We start from the raw sequence: 21836 nt of genomic DNA on the forward strand, positions 1-21836 counted from the left end.
TTTCGTTGAGGCGCTGGCTCGGCTAAGAGACCTTCCGCTTCGTCCAGTTCGCAGGTCCCCGATGCCCGAATCCAGCGCTGCCTCCTCCACCGCCAATGTCCTGAAGGGCAAGCGGGGCCTCATCATGGGCGTCGCGAACAATCGCTCGATTGCCTGGGGCATTGCCAAGGCTGCGGCCGATGCTGGTGCGGAGCTGGCTTTCACCTATCAGGGCGATGCGCTGAAGAAGCGCGTCGAACCCCTGGCGAAGGAACTTGGCGGACACGTTGTCGGCCATTGCGACGTCACCGACTCGGCGACGATCGATGCCGTCTTCGCCGAGGTCGAGAAGCTCTGGGGCAAGCTCGATTTCGTCGTTCACTGCATCGCCTTCTCCGACAAGGACGAGCTGACCGGCCGCTATGTCGAGACGACTGAAGGGAATTTCACCAAGTCGCTCCTGATCTCCTGCTATTCCTTCACCGCCGTCACGCAGCGCGCCGAGAAGCTGATGACCAATGGCGGCTCGATGCTGACGCTGACCTATTACGGCGCCGAGAAATGGATGCCGCATTACAACGTCATGGGCGTGGCGAAGGCGGCGCTGGAATCGAGCGTGCAGTATCTCGCCGCCGATCTCGGTCCCTCGAAGATCCGCGTCAACGCGATCTCGGCTGGGCCGATCAAGACGCTCGCCGCCTCTGGTATCGGCGATTTCCGCTATATCCTGCGCTGGAACGAGTACAATTCACCGCTCCGTCGCACCGTGACGATCGAGGAAGTCGGCGAGACCGCGGTCTTCCTAGTCTCCGACATGTCGCGCGGCATCACCGGCGAGATCATGCATGTCGATGCCGGCTACCACGTGGTCGGCATGAAGGTACCGTCTGCCCCCGATATCACGCTCGACAAGGGCGAGTGATCCGGAGCGCCGGTTTCAGCCGGCGCTGGCGTTCCGCAGGCGCGCCGTTTCCGTATCGTCGCGCCTGACTTCCTCGCTCGCGAGAGCGTCGCGCAGCTCGGACGCACTCCTGCCGCCGATGACGAGCGCCGGCGCGATTTCCGCGAGCGGTGCCAGGACGAAGGCGCGCTCGGCGATGCGCGGGTGCGGAACCTGAAGACCCGGCTCGTCGATGATAGCCTCGCCATAAGTCAGAATATCGATATCGAGCGTGCGCGGCCCCCAGCGCTCCTTGCGCTCGCGGCCCTGCTCGCGCTCGATCCTCAGACAGAAGGCGAGCAGGTCGGCCGCCGCGAGATCGGTTGCGATCATCACGGCCATGTTCTTGAATTCGGGCTGGTCGAGCTTGCCCCAGGGCGCGGTGCGATAGACCGAGGAAATCCGCAGCACGGTCACGGCAGGATGGCGCGCCAGGGCTTCGATCGCGGCGGCGAAGGCAATGATCGGATCGCCGAGATTACCGCCGAAGCAGAGGGCGGCCTCAGTCTTCACGCCGGAAGTCCAGGCGGATGCCGACAGCTGCCAGCGTTGCCGGAATCGGCGGCGCGGGCTTGCGCAGAGTGATCCAGACACGGCTGACCGGCGGGAACTCGGCCAGGATGGCCTGCGCCACGGCGCGCGCTGCCGCTTCCAGCAAATTGTAGCGGCGGGTGGTGAAGGTCTGTTTCACCACAGCGACGACCTTGCCGTAATCGACCGTATCCGCGAGGTCGTCGCTGATGGCCGAGGCGTGGATATTGGTCGCCAGCGCAATATCGAGCGTGAAGCGCTGGCCGAGCCGTTCCTCCTCGGAGAAGCAGCCGTGATAGGCATAGATGTCGAGCTTCTCGATCAGGATGCTGCCTGTCTCGCTCATGGCGCGTCTCCGATGGCGGTCCAGACCTTGAAGGCGTCGGCATGTGGACGAATGTCATGCGCGCGGATGATCGAGGCGCCCTGCGAGACGCCGTAGAGATGGGCTGCAAGCGTGCCGGCCAGTCGCTCGGCCGGAACCTTCTGGCCGGTGATCAGACCGATGGTCGACTTGCGTGAGGCGCCGAGCAGGATGGCGCAGCCAAGCTGTTCGAGCTGGCGGAGGTCGCGGATCATCGCGAGGTTCTGCGCCGGCGTCTTGCCGAAGCCGATTCCCGGGTCGACCACGATCTGCTCGCGTAGCACGCCGGCTGCGATGGCGATGGCGATGGAGCGTTCGAGGTAGCGCAGAACGTCGTCGAGGATATCAAGCGCGGGATCGATGCTGTCGCGGTTGTGCATCAGGATCATCGGGGCGCCGAAGCGGGCAGCGACATCGGCAATGGCCGGCTCGCGCTGGCAGCCCCAGACGTCATTGACGATCGCTGCGCCGGCGCCGAGCGCGGCTTCGGCGACCTCGGCCTTGTAGCTGTCGATCGAGATCGGGATGCGGGTTCGGGTGGCGAGTCGCGAAATCACCGGGATGACTCGGGCACGCTCGGTCTCCGCATCGACTTCTGCATGGCCTGGCCGGGTCGACTCGCCGCCGATATCGACGATATCGGCGCCCTCCGCGATCAGCGTTTCGGCATGAGCGATCGCCTCGTCGGCGCTCTTCAGCATGCCGCCATCCGAGAAGGAATCGGGAGTGACATTGACGACGCCCATGAGCAGAGGCGTCGTGCCGAGGGCAAGCCTGCGACCGTCTGGCAAAGTGAGAGCCGGGGACATGGATCCATCCGAAGCGGAGAGCCGCCTATACACAGCGCACTCGCGCTCTGCCATCAGAAAGCGATGACAGGTTGCCATGGCCAATACGCATGCCCCTGTGCCCCTCTGACGCTTTGACCTGCGGGCGCGGAGCGTGCATGAGCCGGAGCATGCTGCCGCTCACGATCTCTCACCGCCTCTTCCTCGTCCGTCACGGCGAAACCGACTGGAACCGGGAGGGCCGTCTCCAGGGTTCGAAGGACATCCCGCTGAACGAACTCGGGCGCGAGCAGGCGGCTGAAGCCGCCGGGCGCCTGCGCAACCTGGTGCAGGGCTATGAGGGGCTCGATTTCGTGGCCTCTCCCATGGAGCGGGCGCGCGAGACCATGGAAATCCTGCGCTACCGGCTGGGGTTGCCGCCCAAGGGCTACCGCATCGATGAGCGCCTGCGCGAGCTGACCTTCGGCGCCTGGGAAGGGTTCACCTGGCGCGAGGTCCGCAAGTCCGAGCGCGAGCTGGCGCTGGCACGCGAGCGCGACAAATGGGGCTTCGTTCCCCCTGAAGGCGAGAGCTACCGGATGCTGGCCGAGCGGATCAGGCCGGTGCTGGAAGGGCTGACGGGCGAGACGGTGATGGTGAGCCATGGCGGCGTGGCGCGCGCCGTGCTCGCTCTTGTCGGCGCGGTCGCGCCGGGGGAAGCCGCCATGGTCGATATCTGGCAGGGCAAGATCCTGATGGTCTCGGACGGACGCGTCTCCTGGGTCTAGCGCGAGGTTCGGTCGCAGACATTCATCGTGGGTTCAGGGGTGCTCTTTAAGGAGTGTTGTGCTAGCAGGGATGCACACAACAGCGACATGCTCGGCCGGGGGGAGGCAGCCGGAATCCGGATCGAACGATACGGTTTCCGGGGCAGTTTTAGAGGTGCGGTTCGCCGCAGGGTCGCCTTGGGGTGAGTGCCGCCGGGGCTGCTCTGGCCGATCCGCAGCGGGGCACCATGAACGACATCAGCATTCTGTCGGTGGACGAGACCGCCCGGAGCGCCACCCCGCTCGCCATGATCGCGGGCGAGAAGCGGCCTGACCTGATCCGCGATGAGGTTCTGGGCGAGATCTTCGCTGCGACAGTGGCCGCGCGCGGCGCGCACCCGGCTCTGACGGATGCCGGACGCCGGCTCAGCTATGACGAGGTCTGGGCAGCAGCGCGCAGTCAGGCGCGCGGCCTTGTCCTGTCGGGCGTCGGCCCCGGCAGCATGGTCGGCCTGTGGATGCCGCGCGGCATCGACCTTCTTGTCGCGCAGATCGCGATCACGCTCAGCGGCGCCGCCTGGGTGCCGTTCGATGCCGAGGCGCCTGTCGATCGCATCGCGACCTGCCTGAACGATGCCGAGGCCAAGGGGCTCGTGACCTGCGCCGCCTGGCAGGGCAAGGCGGCCGCGATCGGGCGTCCGGTCTGGTCGCCCGCCGATCTCGTGGCGCGTGACGACGGCGCACTCCTGCCGGCGCGCGCGGCCGGGCTGAGCAAGGATCATCCCGCCTACCTGATCTATACCTCGGGCTCGACGGGGACGCCGAAGGCGATCGTCATCAGCCATCACAACATCTGCCACTTCCTGCGCTCCGGAAACGCCTTCTACGGGATGGGGCCAGACGACATCGTCTTCCAGGGCGCGTCGGTCGCCTTCGACCTGTCGATGGAGGAAATCTGGACACCCTATCTCGTCGGCGCGACGCTGTTCGTCGCTTCGCCCGAGATGATGGGCGATGCCGAGAAGCTGCCGGCAATCCTCAACGGTGCCGGCGTCACCGTGATCGACACCGTGCCGACGCTGCTCGGTATCCTGCCTTCCGACGTGCCTTCGCTGCGGCTCATCCTGCTCGGCGGCGAGGCGCTGCCGCCCTCGATCGTGCAGAAATGGGCGAAGCCGGAAAGGCGCATCCTCAACACCTACGGGCCGACCGAGGCGACCGTGGTGGCGACCGCGACCGAGGTGAAACCCGGCGAGGTGGTGACCATCGGCCGGCCGATCCCCAACTATACCGCCTATGTCGTCAGCGAAGAGCTGCAATTGCTGCCGCCTGGCCAGCAGGGCGAACTCCTGATCGGCGGCCCGGGCGTCGCCCGGGGCTATCACGGCCGCCCCGAACTGACGGCGGAGAAATTCATCGCCAATCCGTTTGGCGGGATCGACGACCCCATTCTCTACCGATCCGGTGATGCGGTCAGCCTCGATGCGGCCGGCAACATCGTCTTCCATGGCCGTATCGACGACCAGATCAAGATCCGCGGCTTCCGGGTCGAACTCGGCGAGATCGAGTCGAAGCTCGCAGACGAGCCGGGGGTGAACCAGGCGGCGGTCGTGCTGCGCGAAGATGACGGCATCGAACGGCTCGTCGCCTTCGTGGTCAGCGAGCCCGGCGTCGCGGTCGATGCGGGCGTGCTGCGCGCTGCGCTGAGAGAACAGCTGCCTCCCTACATGGTCCCCGCCCATTTCGAGGCTGTCGGCTCGCTGCCGCGCATGGTCTCGGGCAAGGTCGACCGCAAGATGCTGAGGGCCGCGCCGCTGACGGCGCCGGCCGCAGCCGGCGAGCAGGAGCCGCCGCGCAACGAGACGGAGGCCGCCCTTCTCGAGGCGGCCAAGCGCGTACTGGGTGCGTCGAGCCTGCCGTTCGAGGCCGATTTCTTCGTCGATCTCGGTGGTCATTCGCTGCTGGCCGCGCGCTTCATCTCGATCGTGCGCGAAACCCCTGCCTATGCCGGCATCACGCTGCAGGACGTCTATGGTGCCCGTACGTTGCGTGGCATGGCGGCGGTGCTCGATGGGCGCGGGATCGCGGAGGCGGAGGATCTGTCTTTCACTCCGCCCTCCTTTCGGCGCCGCTTCCTGTGCGGGCTGGCGCAGGCCGCCGCGCTGCCGATCATCATCAGCCTGGCGACGGCGCAGTGGCTCGGAATTTTCGTCACCTATCTGCTGATTTCCGGCGAGGATCTGTCGCTGCCGGCGCAGGTCTTCACCCTGCTCGGCGTCTATGTCGCGATCACCATCGTCACCGGCCTGATCTCGATCGCCTTGAAATGGATCGTGCTCGGCCGGACCAAGCCCGGCGTCTATCCGCTCTGGGGTGTCTATTATTTCCGCTGGTGGTTCGCCGCGCGCGTTGCAGGCCTTGTCCATATCAAATGGCTGCAGGGTACGCCGGTGATGCGCTTCTACTGGCGCCTGCTCGGTGCCAAGGTCGGCCGCGACGTCATCATCTCGGATTACGAGGCCGGTGCGCTCGATCTCATCGAGATCGGCGACTACACGACCTTCGGCTCGAAGACCACTTTCGCCAATGGCGAAGCCATCGGCGACAAGCTGATCCTGGGCCGGATCAAGATCGGGCGGGACGTGAACGCTGGCGCCTCCGTGGTCTTCGGTCATGGCAGCACCACCGGCGACCATGCCGAGATTGGCGATCTGACGGCGATACCGTCCGGTACGACGGTCGGCGCGGCCGAAATCTGGGACGGCACGCCTGGCCGGAAGATCGGCATGGTCGATCTCGACGCGTTGCCGCCGCAGGCCGAGGCGAGCATGCGCCGTCGCTTCGCGATGACGGTTTTCTACGTGTTCATGCTGATCGTGCTGCCGCCGATCAGCTTGCTGCCGATCTTCCCGGCCTTCTGGCTCTTCGACAGGATCGACGACCAGATCGCGACATGGTCCGATATCAGCTATCTCTGGTATCTGCCGATCCTGACCTGGCCGACGGCGATGGGCCTCATCGCCTTCACCGTGCTGCTGATGGCCGGCCTGCGCTGGGTGATCCTGCCGCGCGTGACCTCGGGCTCGTGGTCGATCCATTCCGGCTTCTATGCCCGCAAATGGACGGTGGCGCTGGCGACCGAGGTGACGCTGGAGACACTCTCCTCGCTGTTCGCGACGATCTATATGCGCTTCTGGTATCGGTTGATGGGCGCCAGCATCGGCAAGGGCGCGGAGATCTCGACCAATCTGTCGGGTCGCTACGATCTGACGGCGATCGGGGCCGGCAACTTCATCGCCGACGAGGTCGTCTTCGGCGACGAGGACATGCGCCGCGGCTATATGCGTCTCGACATGACGAAGACCGGCGATCAGGTCTTCATCGGCAATGATGCGGTCGTGGCGCCAGGCGCCGTGATCCCCGACCGGGTGCTGATCGGCATCAAGTCGAAGCCGCCTGCCAATGAGAAGATGCAGCCGGGCGATACCTGGTTCGGCTCGCCGCCGATCCGCCTGCCGACGCGGCAGAAGGTCGACCTTGGGGCGGACTGGACGTACAAGCCGTCACTGGGGAAGAGGCTGGCGCGGGCGGGCTTCGAGGCGCTGCACACCTCATTCCCGGCGATGCTGTTCATCACTTTCGGCACCATCGCGGTCGATCTCGTGCTGCAGCAGAAGATCTTCGATCGCGACTGGGGCGGGCTCGCGCTCAGCTTCATGGGCGTGTCCATCCTGATCGCGGTGACGCAGGCGCTGATCTGCGCCGCGATGAAATGGCTGCTGATGGGCGTCTACAAGCCGGTGATGAAGCCGATGTGGTCGTTCTGGGCGATGCGCACCGAGGCGGTCGCCGTGCTCTATTGGGGACTGGGCGGCAAGGTGCTGTTCGACTATCTGCGCGGCACGCCTTTCCTGCCCTGGTTCCTGATGCTGTTCGGTGCGAAATACGGCAAGGGCGTCTGGCTCGACTCGACCGATATCACCGAGTTCGACTGCATCAGGGTCGGCGACTACTGCACGGTCAACGCGCATTCGGCCCTGCAGACCCACCTCTATGAGGACAGGGTCATGAAGGTCGGCCGCGTGCATCTCGGCAAGGGCGTTTGTGTGGGCGCGGCAGCGACGGTGCTCTACGACACCCATGTCGGCGACTACGCGCAGATCGGCCTGCTGACCGTGATCATGAAGGGCGAGAACCTGCCGGCGAATACGCGCTGGGAGGGGGCGCCGGCGGTGCCGGCCAAGGCGGCGGCGCACTAGGGCCAAAGCTGACCGGCGGTTCTACCCGTCGAGGCGGCCCTCGGCCGAAGGTCGCGGAGCGCCGACGCAGCCATTATCGAGCGGTAGTGCGATCTCGTCAGGCTGCAATGCGCGGACCGCGCCCTTTGGCAGGTCGCCCAGCGGCAAGGCCCCGATGCCGACACGGACCAGGCGCAGCACCCGCGCGCCGGCCGCTTCGACGATGCGCCGGATCTGTCGGTTGCGGCCCTCGTCGATCACCATTTCGATCCAGGCGTTCCTTTGGCCATGGCGCAGGAGCGTCGCCGCCTTGGTCGAGAGCGCCTCGTCGCCGTCGACGGCACCGGCGCGCAGCCGCGCCATCAAGGCGGTGTCGGGCACCGTGTCGATCTGGACATGGTAGGTTTTCTCCACGCCGGAGGCCGGGTCCAGGATGCGCTGCGCCCAGCGCGTGTCGTTGCTCATGAGCAGCAACCCTTCACTTGCCTTGTCGAGCCGCCCGACCGGGGCGACGAACGGTAGCTCCAGTCCGTCCAGGCAGGAATAGACGGTGGCGCGGCCTTCGGGGTCGGTCCGGGTCGTGAGCGCGCCGCGGGGCTTGTTGACCATCAGATAGACACGGCGTTCGGCCGAGACCGTTTCGCCATCGACGATGATGCGGGCACGCGCGAGATCCAGGCGCAGGCTCGGGTTCAGGGCAAGACGCCCATCGACCCGGACGCGCCTGCCGAGAATCAGGCCTTCGGCCTGGGTGCGTGAGCAATAGCCGAGCTTGGAAAGGGCGCGCGCGAGGCTGACGGACCCCGGCGTGCCGGGGCCGGATTGTCTCGACATGGTCTGGGCATTCCGAATGCGAAAGACCGGTCGCCGGCTCCGGGGCCATCATGTCGAGGCGCGGGACGGGCTACCGTGGACAAGCCGCCTTGCGGTGCGAAACCGTCTGCGCGAACCTCGTCCGGGATAGGTTGCTGTGCCAGGTCCGAGACGGCACGCCGTGGCAGGCGTCGTGGCCGACCTGAGGCCACTCCCCCCGAACCCGCTCCTCTTCGGAAGGTTCGGGGCTAGGCGCCCGCGATGATGACACTCCCGGGGCGCCAGGAGCGCGGCTGGGTGACAGGCCTGCGTCTCATCGGGCCTAGAAGCCGCCGGATCGGGCGGCTGTCAAGACTTGCGCTGCCGCGCAGCATTGCCGGGGATGCGGAGCGCGGGACGCGACGCGGCGGGCGTTGGGGCATGGTTTGCGCGCAGCGGGGTTTCGCGCGGGCGCGATCCGGCTTATGAGCCCGGAGCGAAACCCGTCAGGCTGCCATGTCCCATAACACCTTCGGCCATCTCTTCCGCGTCACCACCTTTGGGGAAAGCCACGGGCCGGCGATCGGCTGCGTCGTCGATGGCTGCCCGCCTCTGATCCCGCTGAGCGAAGCCGAAATCCAGCTCGAGCTCGATCGCCGCCGGCCCGGTCAGTCGCGCTTCACCACGCAGCGCCAGGAGCCTGATCAGGTCCGCATCGTCTCCGGTGTCTTTCCCGATGAGGCGAGCGGCCAGCAGGTGACGACGGGAACCTCGATCGGGCTGATGATCGACAATGTCGACCAGCGTTCCAAGGACTACTCGGACATCAAGGACAAGTACCGGCCCGGCCACGCCGACTTCACCTATGACGTGAAATACGGCATTCGCGATTATCGCGGTGGCGGGCGTTCCTCGGCGCGCGAGACGGCCATGCGGGTCGCAGCCGGCGCGATTGCGCGCAAGGTCGTGCCAGGCATGATCGTGCGCGGTGCGCTGGTGCAGATGGGGCCGCACAAGATCGACCGGAACAACTGGGACTGGAACGAGGTCGGCAATAATCCGTTCTTCTGCCCGGATGCCAAGGCGGCGGCCTTCTTCGCCGAATATCTCGATGGCATCCGCAAGTCCGGATCCTCGATCGGCGCGGTGCTGGAGATTGTCGCCGAGGGCGTTCCTGCCGGCCTGGGCGCGCCAATCTACGGGAAGCTCGATGCCGAGCTGGCCTCGGCGCTGATGAGCATCAATGCCGTCAAGGGTGTCGAAATCGGTGAGGGGTTCGCTGCGGCCGAACTCTCGGGCGAAGAGAATGCCGACGAGATGCGGGCCGGCAATGACGGCAAGCCGCTCTTTCTCTCCAACCATGCCGGCGGCATCCTGGGTGGCATCTCGACCGGGCAGCCGATTGTCGCCCGTTTCGCGGTGAAGCCGACATCCTCGATCCTCGCCACGCGCGCGACCGTGACGCGGACCGGCGGGGAAGCGGATATGTTCACCAAGGGGCGCCACGACCCCTGCGTCGGCATCCGAGCCGTGCCGGTCGGGGAGGCAATGGTCGCCTGCGTGCTGGCCGACCAGTTCCTGCGCCATCGCGCCCAGGTCGGCGTGGTCGAGCCGCGCTGGCCCTTTGCTCGGTGAATTTCAGTAATACTGAAATTAATTCCCCGCTTCATTGCAAGTGAAGCGGGGGTGTATTAACTTGCGGCCATGAAGCTCGAAACTTGGCTCCGGCAGAATGGCATGGCTCGCAGCGCCTTCGCGCGGCAGGTCGGCCTGTCGCCGGCCAGCGTGACGGCGCTCTGCAACGATCAGAGTGCCTGGATCTCGCGCGAAAGTGCCGAGCGCATCGCCGCCGCCACGAACGGTGCCGTCACCCCCAATGATTTTCTGGGCCTGCAAGGGCCGCGGGAGGCTGTCATGCAGCAGAACGTCACTCAGGCCATCGAAGCCTTCGCCCGCGGCGAGATCGTTATCGTCACCGATGACGATGACCGCGAGAACGAGGGCGATCTGATCATCGCGGCCTCGCTCTGCACGCCGGAGAAGATGGCCTTCATTATCCGCAATACCTGCGGCATCGTCTGCGCGCCGCTGACGGCTGACGAGGCGCGGCGGCTCCGGCTCGACCCGATGGTCTCGTCAAACGACGCACCACTCGGCACGGCCTTCACGGTGACGGTCGACGTCAAGCACGGGCTGACCACCGGTATTTCGGCCGAGCAGCGCAACAATACCGTGCGGGCGCTGGCCAATGGCAATATGGGCGCCACGGATTTCGTGCGGCCCGGTCACGTGTTTCCGTTGATCGCCAAGGATGGCGGCGTTCTGATGCGCTCCGGCCATACCGAAGCGGCGGTGGATCTCTGCAAGCTCGCCAATCTGCCGCCGGTCGGCGTGATCTGCGAGCTCGCCAATGATGATGGCACCGTGATGAAGGGTGCGCAGATCACCGCCTTCGCCAAGACGCACGGGCTGCAGCAGATCACGGTCGCCGAGCTGATCGCTTATCGCCAGGCGCGCGAGAAGCTCGTCGAGCGGGTGCATTCCTTCCCGGTCAAGACCGAGTTCGGCGAGATGACCGGCCATGTCTATGTCACGCCCTTCGAAGACACCCAGCATTTTGCCTTCGTCATGGGGAAGGTCGGTGACGGCGAGAAGGTCCCGGCGCGGCTGCATCGTGCGAATGTCGTGGCGGATGTGCTCGGCGGCGCGAAGTCGATCCAGTGCGCGCTCCGGCGCTTCCAGCAGGATGGTCGCGGCGTGCTGATCTATCTGCGCGACGGTTCCGCCGGCGTGCCGATCAAAAGCGTCGAGGAGGGCTCCGACGCCCAGCGCTCGCAGCAATGGCGCGAGGTCGGCCTCGGCGCCCAGATCCTGCGCGATCTCGGGGTCGCCTCGATCGTCAACCTCGCATCCTCGCCGCGCTCCTTCGTGGGCCTGAGCGGCTTCGGCATCGAGATCGCGGAGACGCAGCCGCTGGAGTGAGCGGCTCCGCCATCAGCGCGACGAAACGCAGCCCCGGGGATGCCTGCCCTGCCCGGATTGGGTCGCCGCTGGGCGACTTGCAAGGGCGGCTAGATCAGCGGACCGGACATCGCATCCAGTCCGATGATCTAACCCTTTGTCTTTGCATCGGCTTTCCCGAAAACCGCAATCCACTTTTCGGGCCGATGCTTTAGCCTCGCATCAGTGCCAGGACATGGCTTGCGGTCGATTTCGACAGGGCTTCGAGATCGTAGCCCCCTTCCAGGATCGAGACGACACGGCCCTCGGCGCGGCGGTCCGCAATCGCCATCAGCTTCTGGGTTGCCCAGGCGAAATCGCTTTCGACCAGATTGATATTGGCGAGCGGGTCGCGCCAATGCGCATCGAAGCCGGCCGAGATGATCACGAGGTCGGGCTGGAAGGCGTCGACGCGCGGCAATACCGCAGTCTCGAACGCATCCCGGAAGGTGTCGGAACCATCGCCCGCGCGCAGGGGGGCATTGACGATCGTGCCGTGCTCGCCACGTTCCGAGGCGGCGCCGGTGCCGGGATAGAGCGGCATCTCATGGGTTGAGGCGTAAAGCACGCTCGGGTCGTTCCAGAAGATCTCCTGCGTGCCATTGCCGTGATGCACGTCCCAGTCGATGATCGCGACGCGCTCCGCGCCATAGGCCTTCTGGGCGTGGCGGGCGGCGATGGCAGCCTGATTGAAGAAGCAGAAGCCCATCGCCTTGACGCTCTCGGCGTGGTGGCCGGGCGGGCGCGTGGCACAGAAGGCATTTCTCGCCTTGCCCTGCATCACTTCGTCCACGGCATGGGCGGCTGCGCCGACGCCGCGCAGCGCAGCCTCCAGCGAGCCGGGCGACATCGTGGTGTCGGCTTCGATCTCGACGAGTCCCGTTGCCGGTGAGGCGGCGATCAGTGCCTCCGCGAAGTGACGCGGGTGGCAGAGCGTGACGAGTTCGAGATCGGCGCGCGGAGCCTCGACCCGGGCGAGATGGGCGAATCGTTCATCTTCGAGTGTTTGCTCGACGACGCGGATGCGGTCCGGGCGCTCGGGATGGCCGGGCGGAGTCAGGTGCCGGAGGCTCGCCGGGTGTGTAATCAGAAGCGTCGTCACTGGTTCTCACCCTCATTGCGGGGCCTGCCGCCGCGCGTCATGTTGCACTGCCGTTGCGCGATTACCACGGTCGCAGTCGAAGTCGACGAAACACGCATCACGGCTGGAACTTCATTGCGCCATGTCAGTTTGCCGCATAGAGCAGCGGCATGTCTCGACGTCGCCCCAACCCCCGGGGCGGGAATAGAATATTAACTTTTCATTCATCATAAAGGCGCGTTCGCGGCGTCGCTGGTGGTAGGCATGAAACAGACCGTAATCGTTGCCCTGGCGCTGTCGACCCTTCTCGGTGCGTGCCAATACAAGAGCGTGAATGCTCCCGCACTGTCCGAGCGCGATGCAGAATACATCGCGCTGGTGCCGAAATTCGAGCATCAGGTCACGCAGTTGCCCTACGAGATCACGGACCCGACCGGTCTGCCCCCCGGCAGCATCAAGGTCGATACGGTCGAGAAGTTTCTCTACTTCGTGCTGCCGAACAAGAAGGCGATTCGCTACGCCGTCGCGACCGGCGACGAGGCCTTCGGCTGGACGGGTGAAGCCACGATGCAGCGCAAGGCCGAGTGGCCGCGCTGGACCCCACCGGCCGAGATGATCAAGCGCTGGCCGCATCTGGCGCCCCGCGCCGGTGGCATGGAGGGCGGTCCGGACAACCCGCTCGGTGCGCGCGCTCTGTATCTCTACCAGAACGGCAAGGACACGCTCTACCGCATCCATGGCACGAACGAGCCCGAGACCATTGGCCGTTCGGCGTCTTCCGGCTGCATACGGATGCGCAATATCGACGTGATCGACCTCTATAATCGGGTCACGGTCGGCACCAAGGTGGTGGTGGTCTGACGGCCCCCTCCGGTTCTGGTCGGGCCTCGCCCGGCCAGGGTCTGACAGCATTTCAGATCGAGCGGAGCAAGACGCTCGGGGCATCCGAGCATGCGGCGGCAGTCGCTAGATCGCCGTGCGTCCGTTCGGACGCAGGAGCGGCGATCTAGCTCTTTGTTTAAGCATCGGATTTTTCCAAAAACCGGATTCCACTTTTCGGTCCGATGCCCTAGCCTAGCTCCACCAGCACAACCTCCGGCGGAATTCCGAACCTGAGCGGCAGTTTGCTGGTGCCGAGGCCGGCAGAAACCACCAGATCGCGCCCGTTCTCGCGGACATGGCCATAGGCGTAGCGATTGCCATAGCGTGACGGCACGATCGGCGACCAGCCGAACAGCCTTACCTGTCCGCCATGGGTATGGCCTGACAGTGTCAGCCCAACCCGCGCCGGCATCCGGGCGAAGACATCCGGCTCATGCGCCAGCATGATGACGGGCGCGCCATCATCAGCGATCTGAGCGAGGGTGCCGGGCAGATCGTCGACGCCATTCTTCTGTCCGCGCAACCGTTTGACGAAGGCGATCTGGTCGCCGAGGCCGGCAAGCCAGAGCGGACCTGCAGCGGTCTCCAGGCGCAGTGCCCGATTCTCGAGAACCGCGATCCCGGCCGCTTCGAGCGCAAGGCCCGCTTGTGTCGGCCCGCTGCGGTTCCTTTGTGTCGGTTCGTCCTGCCACCAGTCGTGATTGCCGAGTACGGTGTAGACCCCGCTCGGCGCCTTGAGCGCGGCGAGTGCCATAGCCCATTCGGCATAGGGAGGGTCGGAGGCGCGGCGCGTCCGGCTCGCAACGAAATCCCCGAGCAGCAGGACGAGATCCGGTTTCAGCTCGTTGGTCATCGCGACTATATCGCGCACACGCGATACCGGCATATGCGGCCCGCCAATGTGCAGATCCGAGATGATTGCGAGTTTGAGGCGGCCTGACTGGGGCCAGCCATTCGGCGTGAAGCGGTAGTGCGTCACCCGCTGATGGGTTGGCTCCCAAGCATAGGCATAGCCGCCAGTGCCGAAGCCGGCCAAAAAAAGACCGGCGAGAGTTTGGAGAGCTCTGCGCCGGTCAATCATGGAGGGTCTCGAAAGTCAGTCTGGCAGTCGTCAAGTCAATCGTCAAAACCGTTGCGGAGAACGGCCGGCACAAGATGAGCCGGTTTCCTCTCTGCCGTCCTGTCCGACGCAGGCGAGGCACGTCTCGTTCCCGCGGCGATCGCGCGAAATGCGATCGGGCGGAAGTGCGATGCGTAGGCCTCTCTGGCCGAGGCATCATGGAAGCTCGCGCTGCGTTGCGTCGTCTGACGCTTGTTGGCGGAAGGCATCGGTCCTGACTTTACTTGTTGCACGGTGCCGGCGGTTCCTGGCCGTCGACACAGGGAAGGTGACGTCCGATCGGGACGACGAAGCGGCGTGATCGTGATTTCTTCGTGGCTTTTCGGCCTCGATCGCAATCATGTCGCCGCTTCGGTTAATCTCCCCTTAAGCATGCCGGCTCAGGCCGCGAGCAAGCCTTCGGCCTTGACCCAGGCGAGCGTCTTGTTCAGGGCCCGCTCGTAGCGGTCGAACATCTCCTCGATCTCGGCCTCGGTGATCACGAGCGGCGGGCAGAAGGCGACACGGTCGCCCATGGCGCGGGTGATCAGGCCCTCTTCCTGCGCGAAGAAGACCGATTTCGGGCCGACGCCCTTCTTGGTCTCGAACGGCGCTTTGGTCACCTTGTCCTTGACGATCTCGACGCCCCCGATCAGACCGACGCCGCGCGCTTCGCCGACCAGCGGATGCTCGGCAAGCTTCTCCAGCCGCCGCAGGAAGGTCGGGGAGACCTTGCGGGTGTGCTCGACGATCTTGTCGCGCTGATAGATTTCCAGCGTCTTGACCGCGATCGCGCAACCGACGGGATGGCCGGCATAGGTGTTGCCGTGGCCGAAGGTGCCGATCTTGCGGCTCTGGTCGACGAGGACCTCGTAGACCTTGTCGTTCATCAACACGGCGCTGAGCGGGAAATAGGCCGAGGTGATCTGCTTGGCGAGCGAGATCGTGTCGACGTTCATGCCATAGGTCGTGGTGCCGAACATGTTGCCGGTGCGGCCGAAGCCGGTGATGACCTCATCCGAGATGAACAGGATGTCGTATTTGGCGAGAACGGCGTTGATCTTCTCGAAATAGCCATCCGGCGGGGTGATCGCGCCGCCGGCGCCCATTACCGGCTCGGCAATGAAGGCGGCGACCGTGTCCGGCCCTTCGCGCAGGATCATCTCCTCCAGTTCGGCTGCGAGGCGCGAGGAGTAATCCTGCTCGCTCTCGCCAGGCTCGGCGAAGCGATAATGATGCGGGCAGGAGGTGTGCAGGATGCCCGGCAGCGGCAGGTCGAAATCGATATGATTGTTGGGCAGGCCGGTGAGCGAGGCCGAGGCCACGGTGACGCCGTGATAGCCCTTCAGCCGCGAGATGATCTTCTTCTTCTGCGGCCGGCCAAGGGCATTGTTCATGTACCAGACGATTTTCACCTGGGTGTCGTTGGCGTCGGAGCCGGAGGCGCCGTAGAACACCTTCGAGATCGGAACCGGGGCGATCTCCTTCAGCTTCTCCGCCAGCTCGATCGCCGGATCATGGCTGCGCCCGCCGAAGATATGCGTGAAGGGCAGCTTCTTCATCTGCTCCGTCGCCGTGTCGATCAGCTCCTGGTTGGAGTAGCCGAGCGCGGTGCACCAGAGCCCGGCCATGCCCTCGATGTATTCCTTGCCGGCGCTGTCATAGACGTAGACGCCCTTGCCGCTTTCCAGCACCAGCGGGCCGGTCTCGCGATGCGTCGCCAGGTTCGTGTATGGGTGGACCAGGGTCTCGATGTCGCGGACGGCGAGGTTGGATAGCATGGCGCAATCTCCAGGTTTTTATGCGGCCTTTATGCGAGCATAGACCGGGATCAGCGCAAGCACTGAGCGATTTTCACGCAGATCGACGCAGACTCTGGCGCGTATCGGGTTGCGCCTGCTCAGGATTGTCCGGCCGAGCCGGGGGGAACGCGATATCCTGCGCCCGCCCTTGCCAGCATGCCGCCGACGGCGACTGCCGTCAGGTCTTCGCCGGCCGCCGCAATGATCTGCACGCCGAGCGGCAGACCAGCGTCCGACAGCGAGATCGGCGCAACCAGCGCAGGCAGGTCCGCGCCAGTCGCGAGCGAGGCCCAGAGCAGGAAATCGAGATAGGGGCGAGGCTCGCCGTTCACGACAAGGCGCCTCGCGTGAATATCCGGCGTGTGGTCATGCGGGATCGCGGCAACGGGGGCGGGTGGGCAGAGCACGACGTCATAGGACTGGAAGAAGCGGGCCCATTGCCGTTTCAGAGCCATGCGCCGCTGCGAGATCTGCTGATAGAGCCCCGGCGTCATGCGCGCGCCGCGCGCTTGCAGCGATTGATGCGAGAGATCGTTGGTGCTGAAGCGCGATGCCATGGCCTGGATACGCGCCCTGACCTTGGGCGGCAGACCATAGGCGACGACGGCATGGTTGAGCAGCGCATAGACCTCGAAGGCTTCGGAGAAGCGGATCGCCGGGCGCGCAGTCTCGTCGATGATCGCGCCCTGCGCGGCAAGCAGATCCGCGGCCCGATGCACGGCTGCGCCGACCTCCCGGTCGGTCGGAGCGAAAGCATCGTCGGCCCAGAGTGCGACACGCAGGCCGCGGGGCTCTTCCAGCCTAGGAGCGGTGAGTGTGGCGCCCGCGACTCGGGAATCGCGCGGGCCGGCCAGCACCGGAAGGATGAGCGCAAGATCCTCGGGCGCGCGCGTGATCGGTCCGGCGACCAGGAGGTCGGCATTACGCGGTGTGCGGCGCTCGGGCGGCGGCGGCAGGTGGCCCCAGGTCGAGATCAACCCCCAGCTCGTCTTCAGGCCGTAGACGCCGCAGGCATGGGCCGGCCAGCGCGCCGAGCCACCGAGATCGGAGCCGAGCTCGAAAGCAGACATGCCGGTCGCGACCGCGGTTGCCGCTCCGCCGGACGAGCCGCCGGGCGAGAAGGCCGCATTCCAAGGGTTGTTGGTGACGCCGTGAATGGGGTTGTAGCTCTGGAAATCGCCTGAGAAGACCGGGACGTTGCTCTTGCCCAGAATGACGGCGCCGGCAGCGCGCAGGCGAGCGACCGGGGCGGCATCATCCGCAGGAATGCGGTCCTTGTAGGCGGGTAGCCCGCCGGAGGAGGGCAGGCCGGCAACGTCGAACGCGTCCTTGATCGTGATCGGCAGCCCTTCAAGCGGGCGGGCGCTGCCATCGGCGAGGCGCTTGTCCGATTCTGCCGCCATGGCGCGCGCGGCCTCGCGGTCCTGGGCAATGATGGCGTTGAGCGATGGGTTCAGCGAGTCGATGCGGGCGAAGCTGGCCTCGAGCAGGTCGCTTGCGCTGAAGCGGCGCGCGAGCAGGGCTTCGCGGAGGTCGGTCGCGGAGGCGGTCAGATCGATCGCAGGCATCGGTACGTCCGGTCGGTTGGCAAGAACCAGTTCGCAGGAACCAGCCTCATGCCTAGCCGGTTCGCGCTTCGACTTCCATCCGCCGAAGGAAGCTCTCGCCGTCACTGATGCCGAGTTCGTAGGCGAAGCGGATCCCCTCCCAGTCGCGGATCGTGAATTGCGAGACCGGAATGGTCCGGGACGGGCGCGCATAGGTCCGGCCCGGCACCTGCGGCACCGCGGAGAAGGGGCGCGTCAGCAGGACCAGCGTCCGTTCGCCGGCCTGTTCCAGATCGGCGAGCGCCCAGGCGGGGGCGCTGTCGACCAGCCCGCCGTCGAGCGCAGCGCGCTGCCCGACGAGCCCGGCCGGCATGAAGGGAGGCACTGCAGCGCTCGCCATCAGGGCCGCGACCAGTTGCTCTGCGGTTGCGCAGTCGGCGAGCCGGACAAGATCGGGCACGAAACCGAGGCGGCGCCCGGCGGTGGGATGGACCGGCCGGCGAAGGCGCTTTTCGAGCTGATAGGCGCCGATCCCCAGCATCGCGGCGATCGGCAGGGGCCAGAAGCGTGGCGGGCGCGAGATCGCGATGCGGAAATCGCTCATCAGCCGCAGGGTTGAGAGGGCCTCGGGCGTGAAGAGCTGAGTGAGGAGGCTCTGAGAGAGCTCGCCGACCGGGAAGAGCCGCCCACCCCGGCGAAAGGCCGCCCAATCCATTTCGGATGTTCGGTCGATACAGGCTTGCCTGACCTGCTCGCGTACGGTCGGGCCGAGACCGAGTGCCGTATAGAGCATCGCGAAGGCGCCGGCGCTGACACCGACGACCCGGCGCGGCGACAACGCGAGGCGTGGCGCCACGGTTTCATGGAAGCCACCCTGCCAGTAGCAGCGATTGCCGCCGCCAGCGAAGGCGAGCCCGGCGAACATAAAGGCGCTATTCGGCGTCCGCGGCGCGAGCGAGGTCGCGCCAGGCCAGGACGAGCCGGTCGAGATCTGCGAGATCGCCGGCCGGCAGCTTGCCGAGCGTGGTCGCGACATAGCTGCGTTGCGCCGCGATGCCGGCTTCCGCCAGCCTGCGCCCCTCGGGCGTCAGATGCATCGCATAGGAACGCCGGTCGCCCGCGATGGCGCGGCGCTCGACGAGGCCGGCCTGCACCAGGCGATCGACGAGCCCGGAGACGTTGCCCTTGGTGACGTAGAGCCGCTCGGCCAGCTCGCTTTGGCTGATGCCTTCGCGCTCGGTCAGCGTGGAGAGCAGATCGAATTGAGGGATCGAGAGCCCGAGCGTACGGATGCGCGCCGTCATCTGGCCGAGCATGCGCTGGTGCAACCGCATGAAGCGGAACCAGACGCGGTCTGGATCGGTGCGTAGGGCGTCGGGCGCTGACACGGTTCCAACTCTCAGGGTCTATCAGTTCTGCCCTAAACTATCGCGTGGCTCCAGGCGAGCCCTTCATTCCCGCTCCGGCTCAACTCCTGCTTCCCTGCCGGGGAGCAGCCTGTCTATGCTGTTCCCAACAACAGCAAGAATGATCGTGGGGAGAGACGCTATGCTTGGCCTGATGCAGGACTGGCCCCTGCTGCTGCACCGGATCATCGACCATGCCGCCGTCCAGCACGGCACCCGCGAGGTCGTGAGCCGCGCGGTGGAAGACGGCTCGCTGCGGCGCACGACCTATGCTGATATCCGCCGCCGCGCCCTGCGCGTGGCCAGGCGCCTCGAGCGGGAAGGGATGCGGCTCGGCGACCGGGTCGCGACGCTGGCGTGGAATACCGACCGGCATCTCGAACTCTGGTACGGGATCAGCGGGATCGGCGCGATCACGCATACGGTCAATCCGCGGCTGTTCCCGGAGCAGATCGCCTGGATCATCAACCATGCCGAGGACAGGATGCTGTTCCTCGACCTGACCTTCGTGCCGCTGATCGAGCAGATCCAGGACAGGCTGCCGAGCATCGAGCGCTACATCTTGCTGACCGATGCGGCACATATGCCGCAAACCAGCCTGAAGGGAGCAGCCGCCTTCGAGGAGTGGCTCACTGAAGCCGATGATGATTTCGCCTGGAAGCAGTTCGACGAGAACACCGCCGCCGGGCTCTGCTACACCTCCGGCACCACCGGCGGTCCGAAGGGGGTGCTCTATTCGCACCGCTCGAACGTGCTGCATGCCATGGCCTGCTCGGCGCCGGATTATATCGGGTTGTCCTCGCGCGACAGCGTGCTGCCGGTCGTGCCGCTCTTCCATGCCAATAGCTGGTCGCTGGCCTATTCCGCGCCGATGACCGGAGCCAAGCTGGTCATGCCGGGTGCGAAGCTCGACGGTGCATCGCTGCTCGAATTGCTGGAAAGCGAGGGCGTGACCTGCACCGCTGCGGTGCCGACGGTCTGGCTTGGCCTGCTGCAGCATCTGGAAGCGACCAACGCCCGCCTCTCGACGCTGAAACGTGTGGTGATCGGTGGCTCAGCCTGTCCGCGGGCGATGACGGAGGCATTCGAGCGCAAATATGGCGTCACGGTCGCACATGCCTGGGGTATGACCGAAATGAGCCCGATCGGCTCGTTCTGCTCGATCAAGCCGGTCTATGGGCATCTGCAGGGCGATGCGCTCTACGATCTCAAGGTCAAGCAGGGGCATCCGCCCTTTACCGTCGAATTCCGCATCACCGACGATGCCGGCCAGGACCTGCCTTGGGATGGCAAGACCTTCGGGCGCCTGAAGGTGCGCGGACCATCCGTCGCCGGCGCTTATTTCAGGTGTGAGGATGAAGCGATCCTCGACGAGCACGGTTTCTTCGATACGGGCGATGTCGGGACACTGGATGCGGCGGGATATCTCCAGATCACCGACCGCTCCAAGGATGTGATCAAGTCGGGCGGCGAGTGGATATCGTCCATCGATCTCGAAAATCTCGCGGTCGGCCATCCCGATGTGGCGGAGGCCGCGGTGATTGGCGTCGCCCATTCCAAATGGGACGAGAGGCCGCTGCTGGTCATCGTCCCAAAACCCGGCCGTTCACCGAGCCGCGACGAGATGCTGGCCTATATGACCGGCAAGATCGCAAAATGGTGGCTGCCGGACGATGTCGTCCTGGTCGAGGCGATACCGCATACCGCTACGGGCAAGATCCAGAAGACCGCGCTGCGCGAGCAGTTCAAGGACTATCGCCTGCCGACAGGCTGAGCCGCGAGGCTTGCCTTCGGTGCCAGACCCCGCCACGTAATCATCATGCATCGTCGCATCGTCTTCGAGGAACCTGTCTCGCGCGCCGCACGCTGGAGCCGGCGGCTGGCCTGGTTTTCCGTCGCGGTGCTGCTGCTGGCCATTCTCGTCGCCCGGCTCGGCGAGCCTTCGGCACAGGGGCTCGCGCCGATCGCCGGTGCCTATGGCTTCGTTCTGCTGGCGTTGCTGCTGGCCGTGCTCGCCTTCATGCGGATCTGGCAGGTGGGGCATCGTGGGGTCGGCATGGCGGCGCAGGCCTTCGTGCTTGCGCTCATCATGCTTGCCCCACTGCTCTATGGTGGCTTCAAATGGCTGACGCTGCCGCGATTGAGCGATATATCGACCGATATCGATGATCCCCCGATCTTTAGCCGCTCGCAGGCCGCCTTGACCGCACGCCACGGCCTGGTGCCGCCCGACGTACCGGCTGGAGAGCGGCGCATCCAGCGCCAAGCCTATCCGAAGACGCTGCCGATCGTGCTGGAGGTCCCGGCCGAAACGGCGTTCACGATCGCGCGCCGGGCCGCCACTGCACTGGGCTGGCAGGTGCTCGAAGCGTCGCGCCCCGGCGGACGCAGCGGGGCAGGGCGGATCGAGGCGGTGGCGCGCACCCGAATCCTGCGCCTTGCCGAGGACATCACGATCCGTGTGCGACCGCGTGCCGACGGCAGCCGCATCGACATCCGCTCGGCTTCGCGGATCGGAAGCCACGATCTCGGCGCAAATGCTGCCCGCATCGCCGCCTTTGCTGCCGAGGTCGAGCTGCTGGTCGAGGCACGGTAGGTCATGTGCGACGGCGTGATGCGATCCGAAGAAATCGACGCCGCT

Annotated in this window: 18 protein-coding genes; 8 read left to right on the forward strand and 10 right to left on the reverse strand. The window is 65.7% G+C overall.

What is annotated here, in order from left to right; genetic code table 11:
* Nucleotides 1-61 precede the first annotated feature (61 nt).
* Nucleotides 62-901: an enoyl-ACP reductase FabI gene (gene fabI, locus AB4118_RS02765; protein WP_441488269.1), complete on the forward strand. Its 840-nt coding sequence runs from the start codon at nucleotides 62-64 to the stop codon at nucleotides 899-901.
* A gap of 15 nt (nucleotides 902-916) precedes the next feature.
* On the opposite strand, the gene folK is transcribed toward fabI, so the two are convergent.
* The 3 genes from folK to folP are packed head-to-tail and all read right to left on the reverse strand — an operon-like array spanning nucleotide 917 to nucleotide 2623.
* Nucleotides 917-1432, reverse strand: coding sequence for a 2-amino-4-hydroxy-6-hydroxymethyldihydropteridine diphosphokinase (gene folK / locus AB4118_RS02770; RefSeq protein ID WP_441488270.1), 516 nt, complete (start codon nucleotides 1430-1432; stop codon nucleotides 917-919).
* Complete coding sequence (gene folB / locus AB4118_RS02775) at nucleotides 1422-1796, reverse strand: dihydroneopterin aldolase (RefSeq protein ID WP_069879469.1); 375 nt, start codon at nucleotides 1794-1796, stop codon at nucleotides 1422-1424. The genes folK and folB overlap by 11 nt, the downstream gene beginning before the upstream one ends.
* Complete coding sequence (gene folP / locus AB4118_RS02780) at nucleotides 1793-2623, reverse strand: dihydropteroate synthase (RefSeq protein WP_441488271.1); 831 nt, start codon at nucleotides 2621-2623, stop codon at nucleotides 1793-1795. Before folP ends, folB begins: the two co-directional genes overlap by 4 nt.
* A gap of 137 nt (nucleotides 2624-2760) precedes the next feature.
* Here folP and AB4118_RS02785 point away from each other — a divergent pair, with 137 nt between their 5' ends.
* On the forward strand, nucleotides 2761-3369 hold the full coding sequence (locus tag AB4118_RS02785) for a histidine phosphatase family protein (RefSeq protein WP_441488272.1): 609 nt from the start codon (nucleotides 2761-2763) through the stop codon (nucleotides 3367-3369).
* A 227-nt stretch (nucleotides 3370-3596) separates the two neighbouring features.
* Nucleotides 3597-7607, forward strand: a complete 4011-nt coding sequence (locus AB4118_RS02790) for a Pls/PosA family non-ribosomal peptide synthetase (protein ID WP_441488273.1) — start codon at nucleotides 3597-3599, stop codon at nucleotides 7605-7607.
* 21 nt (nucleotides 7608-7628) lie between these two features.
* Here the strand turns inward: AB4118_RS02790 and AB4118_RS02795 are convergent, their stop codons facing one another.
* The gene (locus AB4118_RS02795) at nucleotides 7629-8420 is read right to left on the reverse strand and encodes a pseudouridine synthase (protein WP_441488274.1); all 792 of its coding nucleotides are present in this window, start codon (nucleotides 8418-8420) and stop codon (nucleotides 7629-7631) included.
* 474 nt (nucleotides 8421-8894) lie between these two features.
* Between AB4118_RS02795 and aroC the strand changes: the two genes are divergently transcribed.
* Together aroC and ribB are read left to right on the forward strand one after the other, a co-directional pair.
* Nucleotides 8895-10013, forward strand: coding sequence for a chorismate synthase (aroC, locus tag AB4118_RS02800; RefSeq protein ID WP_069879474.1), 1119 nt, complete (start codon nucleotides 8895-8897; stop codon nucleotides 10011-10013).
* A 69-nt stretch (nucleotides 10014-10082) separates the two neighbouring features.
* On the forward strand, nucleotides 10083-11360 hold the full coding sequence (gene ribB / locus AB4118_RS02805) for a 3,4-dihydroxy-2-butanone-4-phosphate synthase (RefSeq protein ID WP_441488275.1): 1278 nt from the start codon (nucleotides 10083-10085) through the stop codon (nucleotides 11358-11360).
* Between the two features lie 190 nt (nucleotides 11361-11550).
* Here ribB and AB4118_RS02810 read toward each other — a convergent pair whose 3' ends face one another.
* Nucleotides 11551-12480 carry a histone deacetylase family protein gene (locus tag AB4118_RS02810; RefSeq protein ID WP_441488276.1) on the reverse strand — a complete coding sequence of 310 codons (930 nt, stop codon included), beginning with the start codon at nucleotides 12478-12480 and terminating at the stop codon, nucleotides 11551-11553.
* 243 nt (nucleotides 12481-12723) lie between these two features.
* Between AB4118_RS02810 and AB4118_RS02815 the strand changes: the two genes are divergently transcribed.
* Nucleotides 12724-13320, forward strand: a complete 597-nt coding sequence (locus AB4118_RS02815) for a L,D-transpeptidase (RefSeq protein WP_441488277.1) — start codon at nucleotides 12724-12726, stop codon at nucleotides 13318-13320.
* 208 nt (nucleotides 13321-13528) lie between these two features.
* Here the strand turns inward: AB4118_RS02815 and AB4118_RS02820 are convergent, their stop codons facing one another.
* From AB4118_RS02820 to AB4118_RS02840, 5 genes are all read right to left on the reverse strand, one after another.
* A complete protein-coding gene (locus AB4118_RS02820) occupies nucleotides 13529-14422 on the reverse strand; it encodes a metallophosphoesterase (RefSeq protein WP_441488278.1) in 894 nt (297 codons plus the stop codon).
* A gap of 419 nt (nucleotides 14423-14841) precedes the next feature.
* On the reverse strand, nucleotides 14842-16221 hold the full coding sequence (locus AB4118_RS02825) for an aspartate aminotransferase family protein (RefSeq protein WP_441488279.1): 1380 nt from the start codon (nucleotides 16219-16221) through the stop codon (nucleotides 14842-14844).
* Between the two features lie 119 nt (nucleotides 16222-16340).
* Nucleotides 16341-17810, reverse strand: a complete 1470-nt coding sequence (locus tag AB4118_RS02830; protein WP_441488280.1) for an amidase family protein — start codon at nucleotides 17808-17810, stop codon at nucleotides 16341-16343.
* A gap of 52 nt (nucleotides 17811-17862) precedes the next feature.
* Nucleotides 17863-18714, reverse strand: coding sequence for a patatin-like phospholipase family protein (locus tag AB4118_RS02835; RefSeq protein ID WP_441488281.1), 852 nt, complete (start codon nucleotides 18712-18714; stop codon nucleotides 17863-17865).
* Between the two features lie 7 nt (nucleotides 18715-18721).
* Entirely contained in the window at nucleotides 18722-19123 is a 402-nt protein-coding gene (locus AB4118_RS02840; protein ID WP_084652251.1) for a MarR family winged helix-turn-helix transcriptional regulator, read from the reverse strand.
* 214 nt (nucleotides 19124-19337) lie between these two features.
* On the opposite strand from AB4118_RS02840, the gene AB4118_RS02845 reads away from it, so the two are divergent.
* Both AB4118_RS02845 and AB4118_RS02850 read left to right on the forward strand, forming a co-directional pair.
* Nucleotides 19338-20969 carry a long-chain-fatty-acid--CoA ligase gene (locus AB4118_RS02845; protein WP_441488282.1) on the forward strand — a complete coding sequence of 544 codons (1632 nt, stop codon included), beginning with the start codon at nucleotides 19338-19340 and terminating at the stop codon, nucleotides 20967-20969.
* Nucleotides 20970-21014: 45 nt separating this feature from the next.
* Nucleotides 21015-21791: a DUF1499 domain-containing protein gene (locus AB4118_RS02850; RefSeq protein WP_441488283.1), complete on the forward strand. Its 777-nt coding sequence runs from the start codon at nucleotides 21015-21017 to the stop codon at nucleotides 21789-21791.
* The last annotated feature ends 45 nt before the right edge of the window (nucleotides 21792-21836 follow it).

Source organism: Allobosea sp. 2RAB26 (genome assembly GCF_052115465.1).
Taxonomy (GTDB): Bacteria; Pseudomonadota; Alphaproteobacteria; order Rhizobiales; family Beijerinckiaceae; genus Allobosea.

Bases quoted from the DNA above. Each gene is read 5' to 3' on its own strand.
- AB4118_RS02815 (WP_441488277.1), top strand. From the start codon at position 12,724: ATGAAACAGACCGTAATCGTTGCCCTGGCGCTGTCGACCCTTCTCGGT.
- ribB (WP_441488275.1), top strand. From the start codon at position 10,083: ATGAAGCTCGAAACTTGGCTCCGGCAGAATGGCATGGCTCGCAGCGCC.
- folP (WP_441488271.1), bottom strand. From the start codon at position 2,623: ATGTCCCCGGCTCTCACTTTGCCAGACGGTCGCAGGCTTGCCCTCGGC.
- fabI (WP_441488269.1), top strand. From the start codon at position 62: ATGCCCGAATCCAGCGCTGCCTCCTCCACCGCCAATGTCCTGAAGGGC.
- AB4118_RS02790 (WP_441488273.1), top strand. From the start codon at position 3,597: ATGAACGACATCAGCATTCTGTCGGTGGACGAGACCGCCCGGAGCGCC.
- AB4118_RS02820 (WP_441488278.1), bottom strand. From the start codon at position 14,422: ATGATTGACCGGCGCAGAGCTCTCCAAACTCTCGCCGGTCTTTTTTTG.
- AB4118_RS02845 (WP_441488282.1), top strand. From the start codon at position 19,338: ATGCTTGGCCTGATGCAGGACTGGCCCCTGCTGCTGCACCGGATCATC.
- AB4118_RS02830 (WP_441488280.1), bottom strand. From the start codon at position 17,810: ATGCCTGCGATCGATCTGACCGCCTCCGCGACCGACCTCCGCGAAGCC.
- aroC (WP_069879474.1), top strand. From the start codon at position 8,895: ATGTCCCATAACACCTTCGGCCATCTCTTCCGCGTCACCACCTTTGGG.
- AB4118_RS02835 (WP_441488281.1), bottom strand. From the start codon at position 18,714: ATGTTCGCCGGGCTCGCCTTCGCTGGCGGCGGCAATCGCTGCTACTGG.
- folB (WP_069879469.1), bottom strand. From the start codon at position 1,796: ATGAGCGAGACAGGCAGCATCCTGATCGAGAAGCTCGACATCTATGCC.
- AB4118_RS02840 (WP_084652251.1), bottom strand. From the start codon at position 19,123: ATGCGGTTGCACCAGCGCATGCTCGGCCAGATGACGGCGCGCATCCGT.
- AB4118_RS02785 (WP_441488272.1), top strand. From the start codon at position 2,761: ATGAGCCGGAGCATGCTGCCGCTCACGATCTCTCACCGCCTCTTCCTC.
- AB4118_RS02825 (WP_441488279.1), bottom strand. From the start codon at position 16,221: ATGCTATCCAACCTCGCCGTCCGCGACATCGAGACCCTGGTCCACCCA.
- AB4118_RS02795 (WP_441488274.1), bottom strand. From the start codon at position 8,420: ATGTCGAGACAATCCGGCCCCGGCACGCCGGGGTCCGTCAGCCTCGCG.
- AB4118_RS02850 (WP_441488283.1), top strand. From the start codon at position 21,015: ATGCATCGTCGCATCGTCTTCGAGGAACCTGTCTCGCGCGCCGCACGC.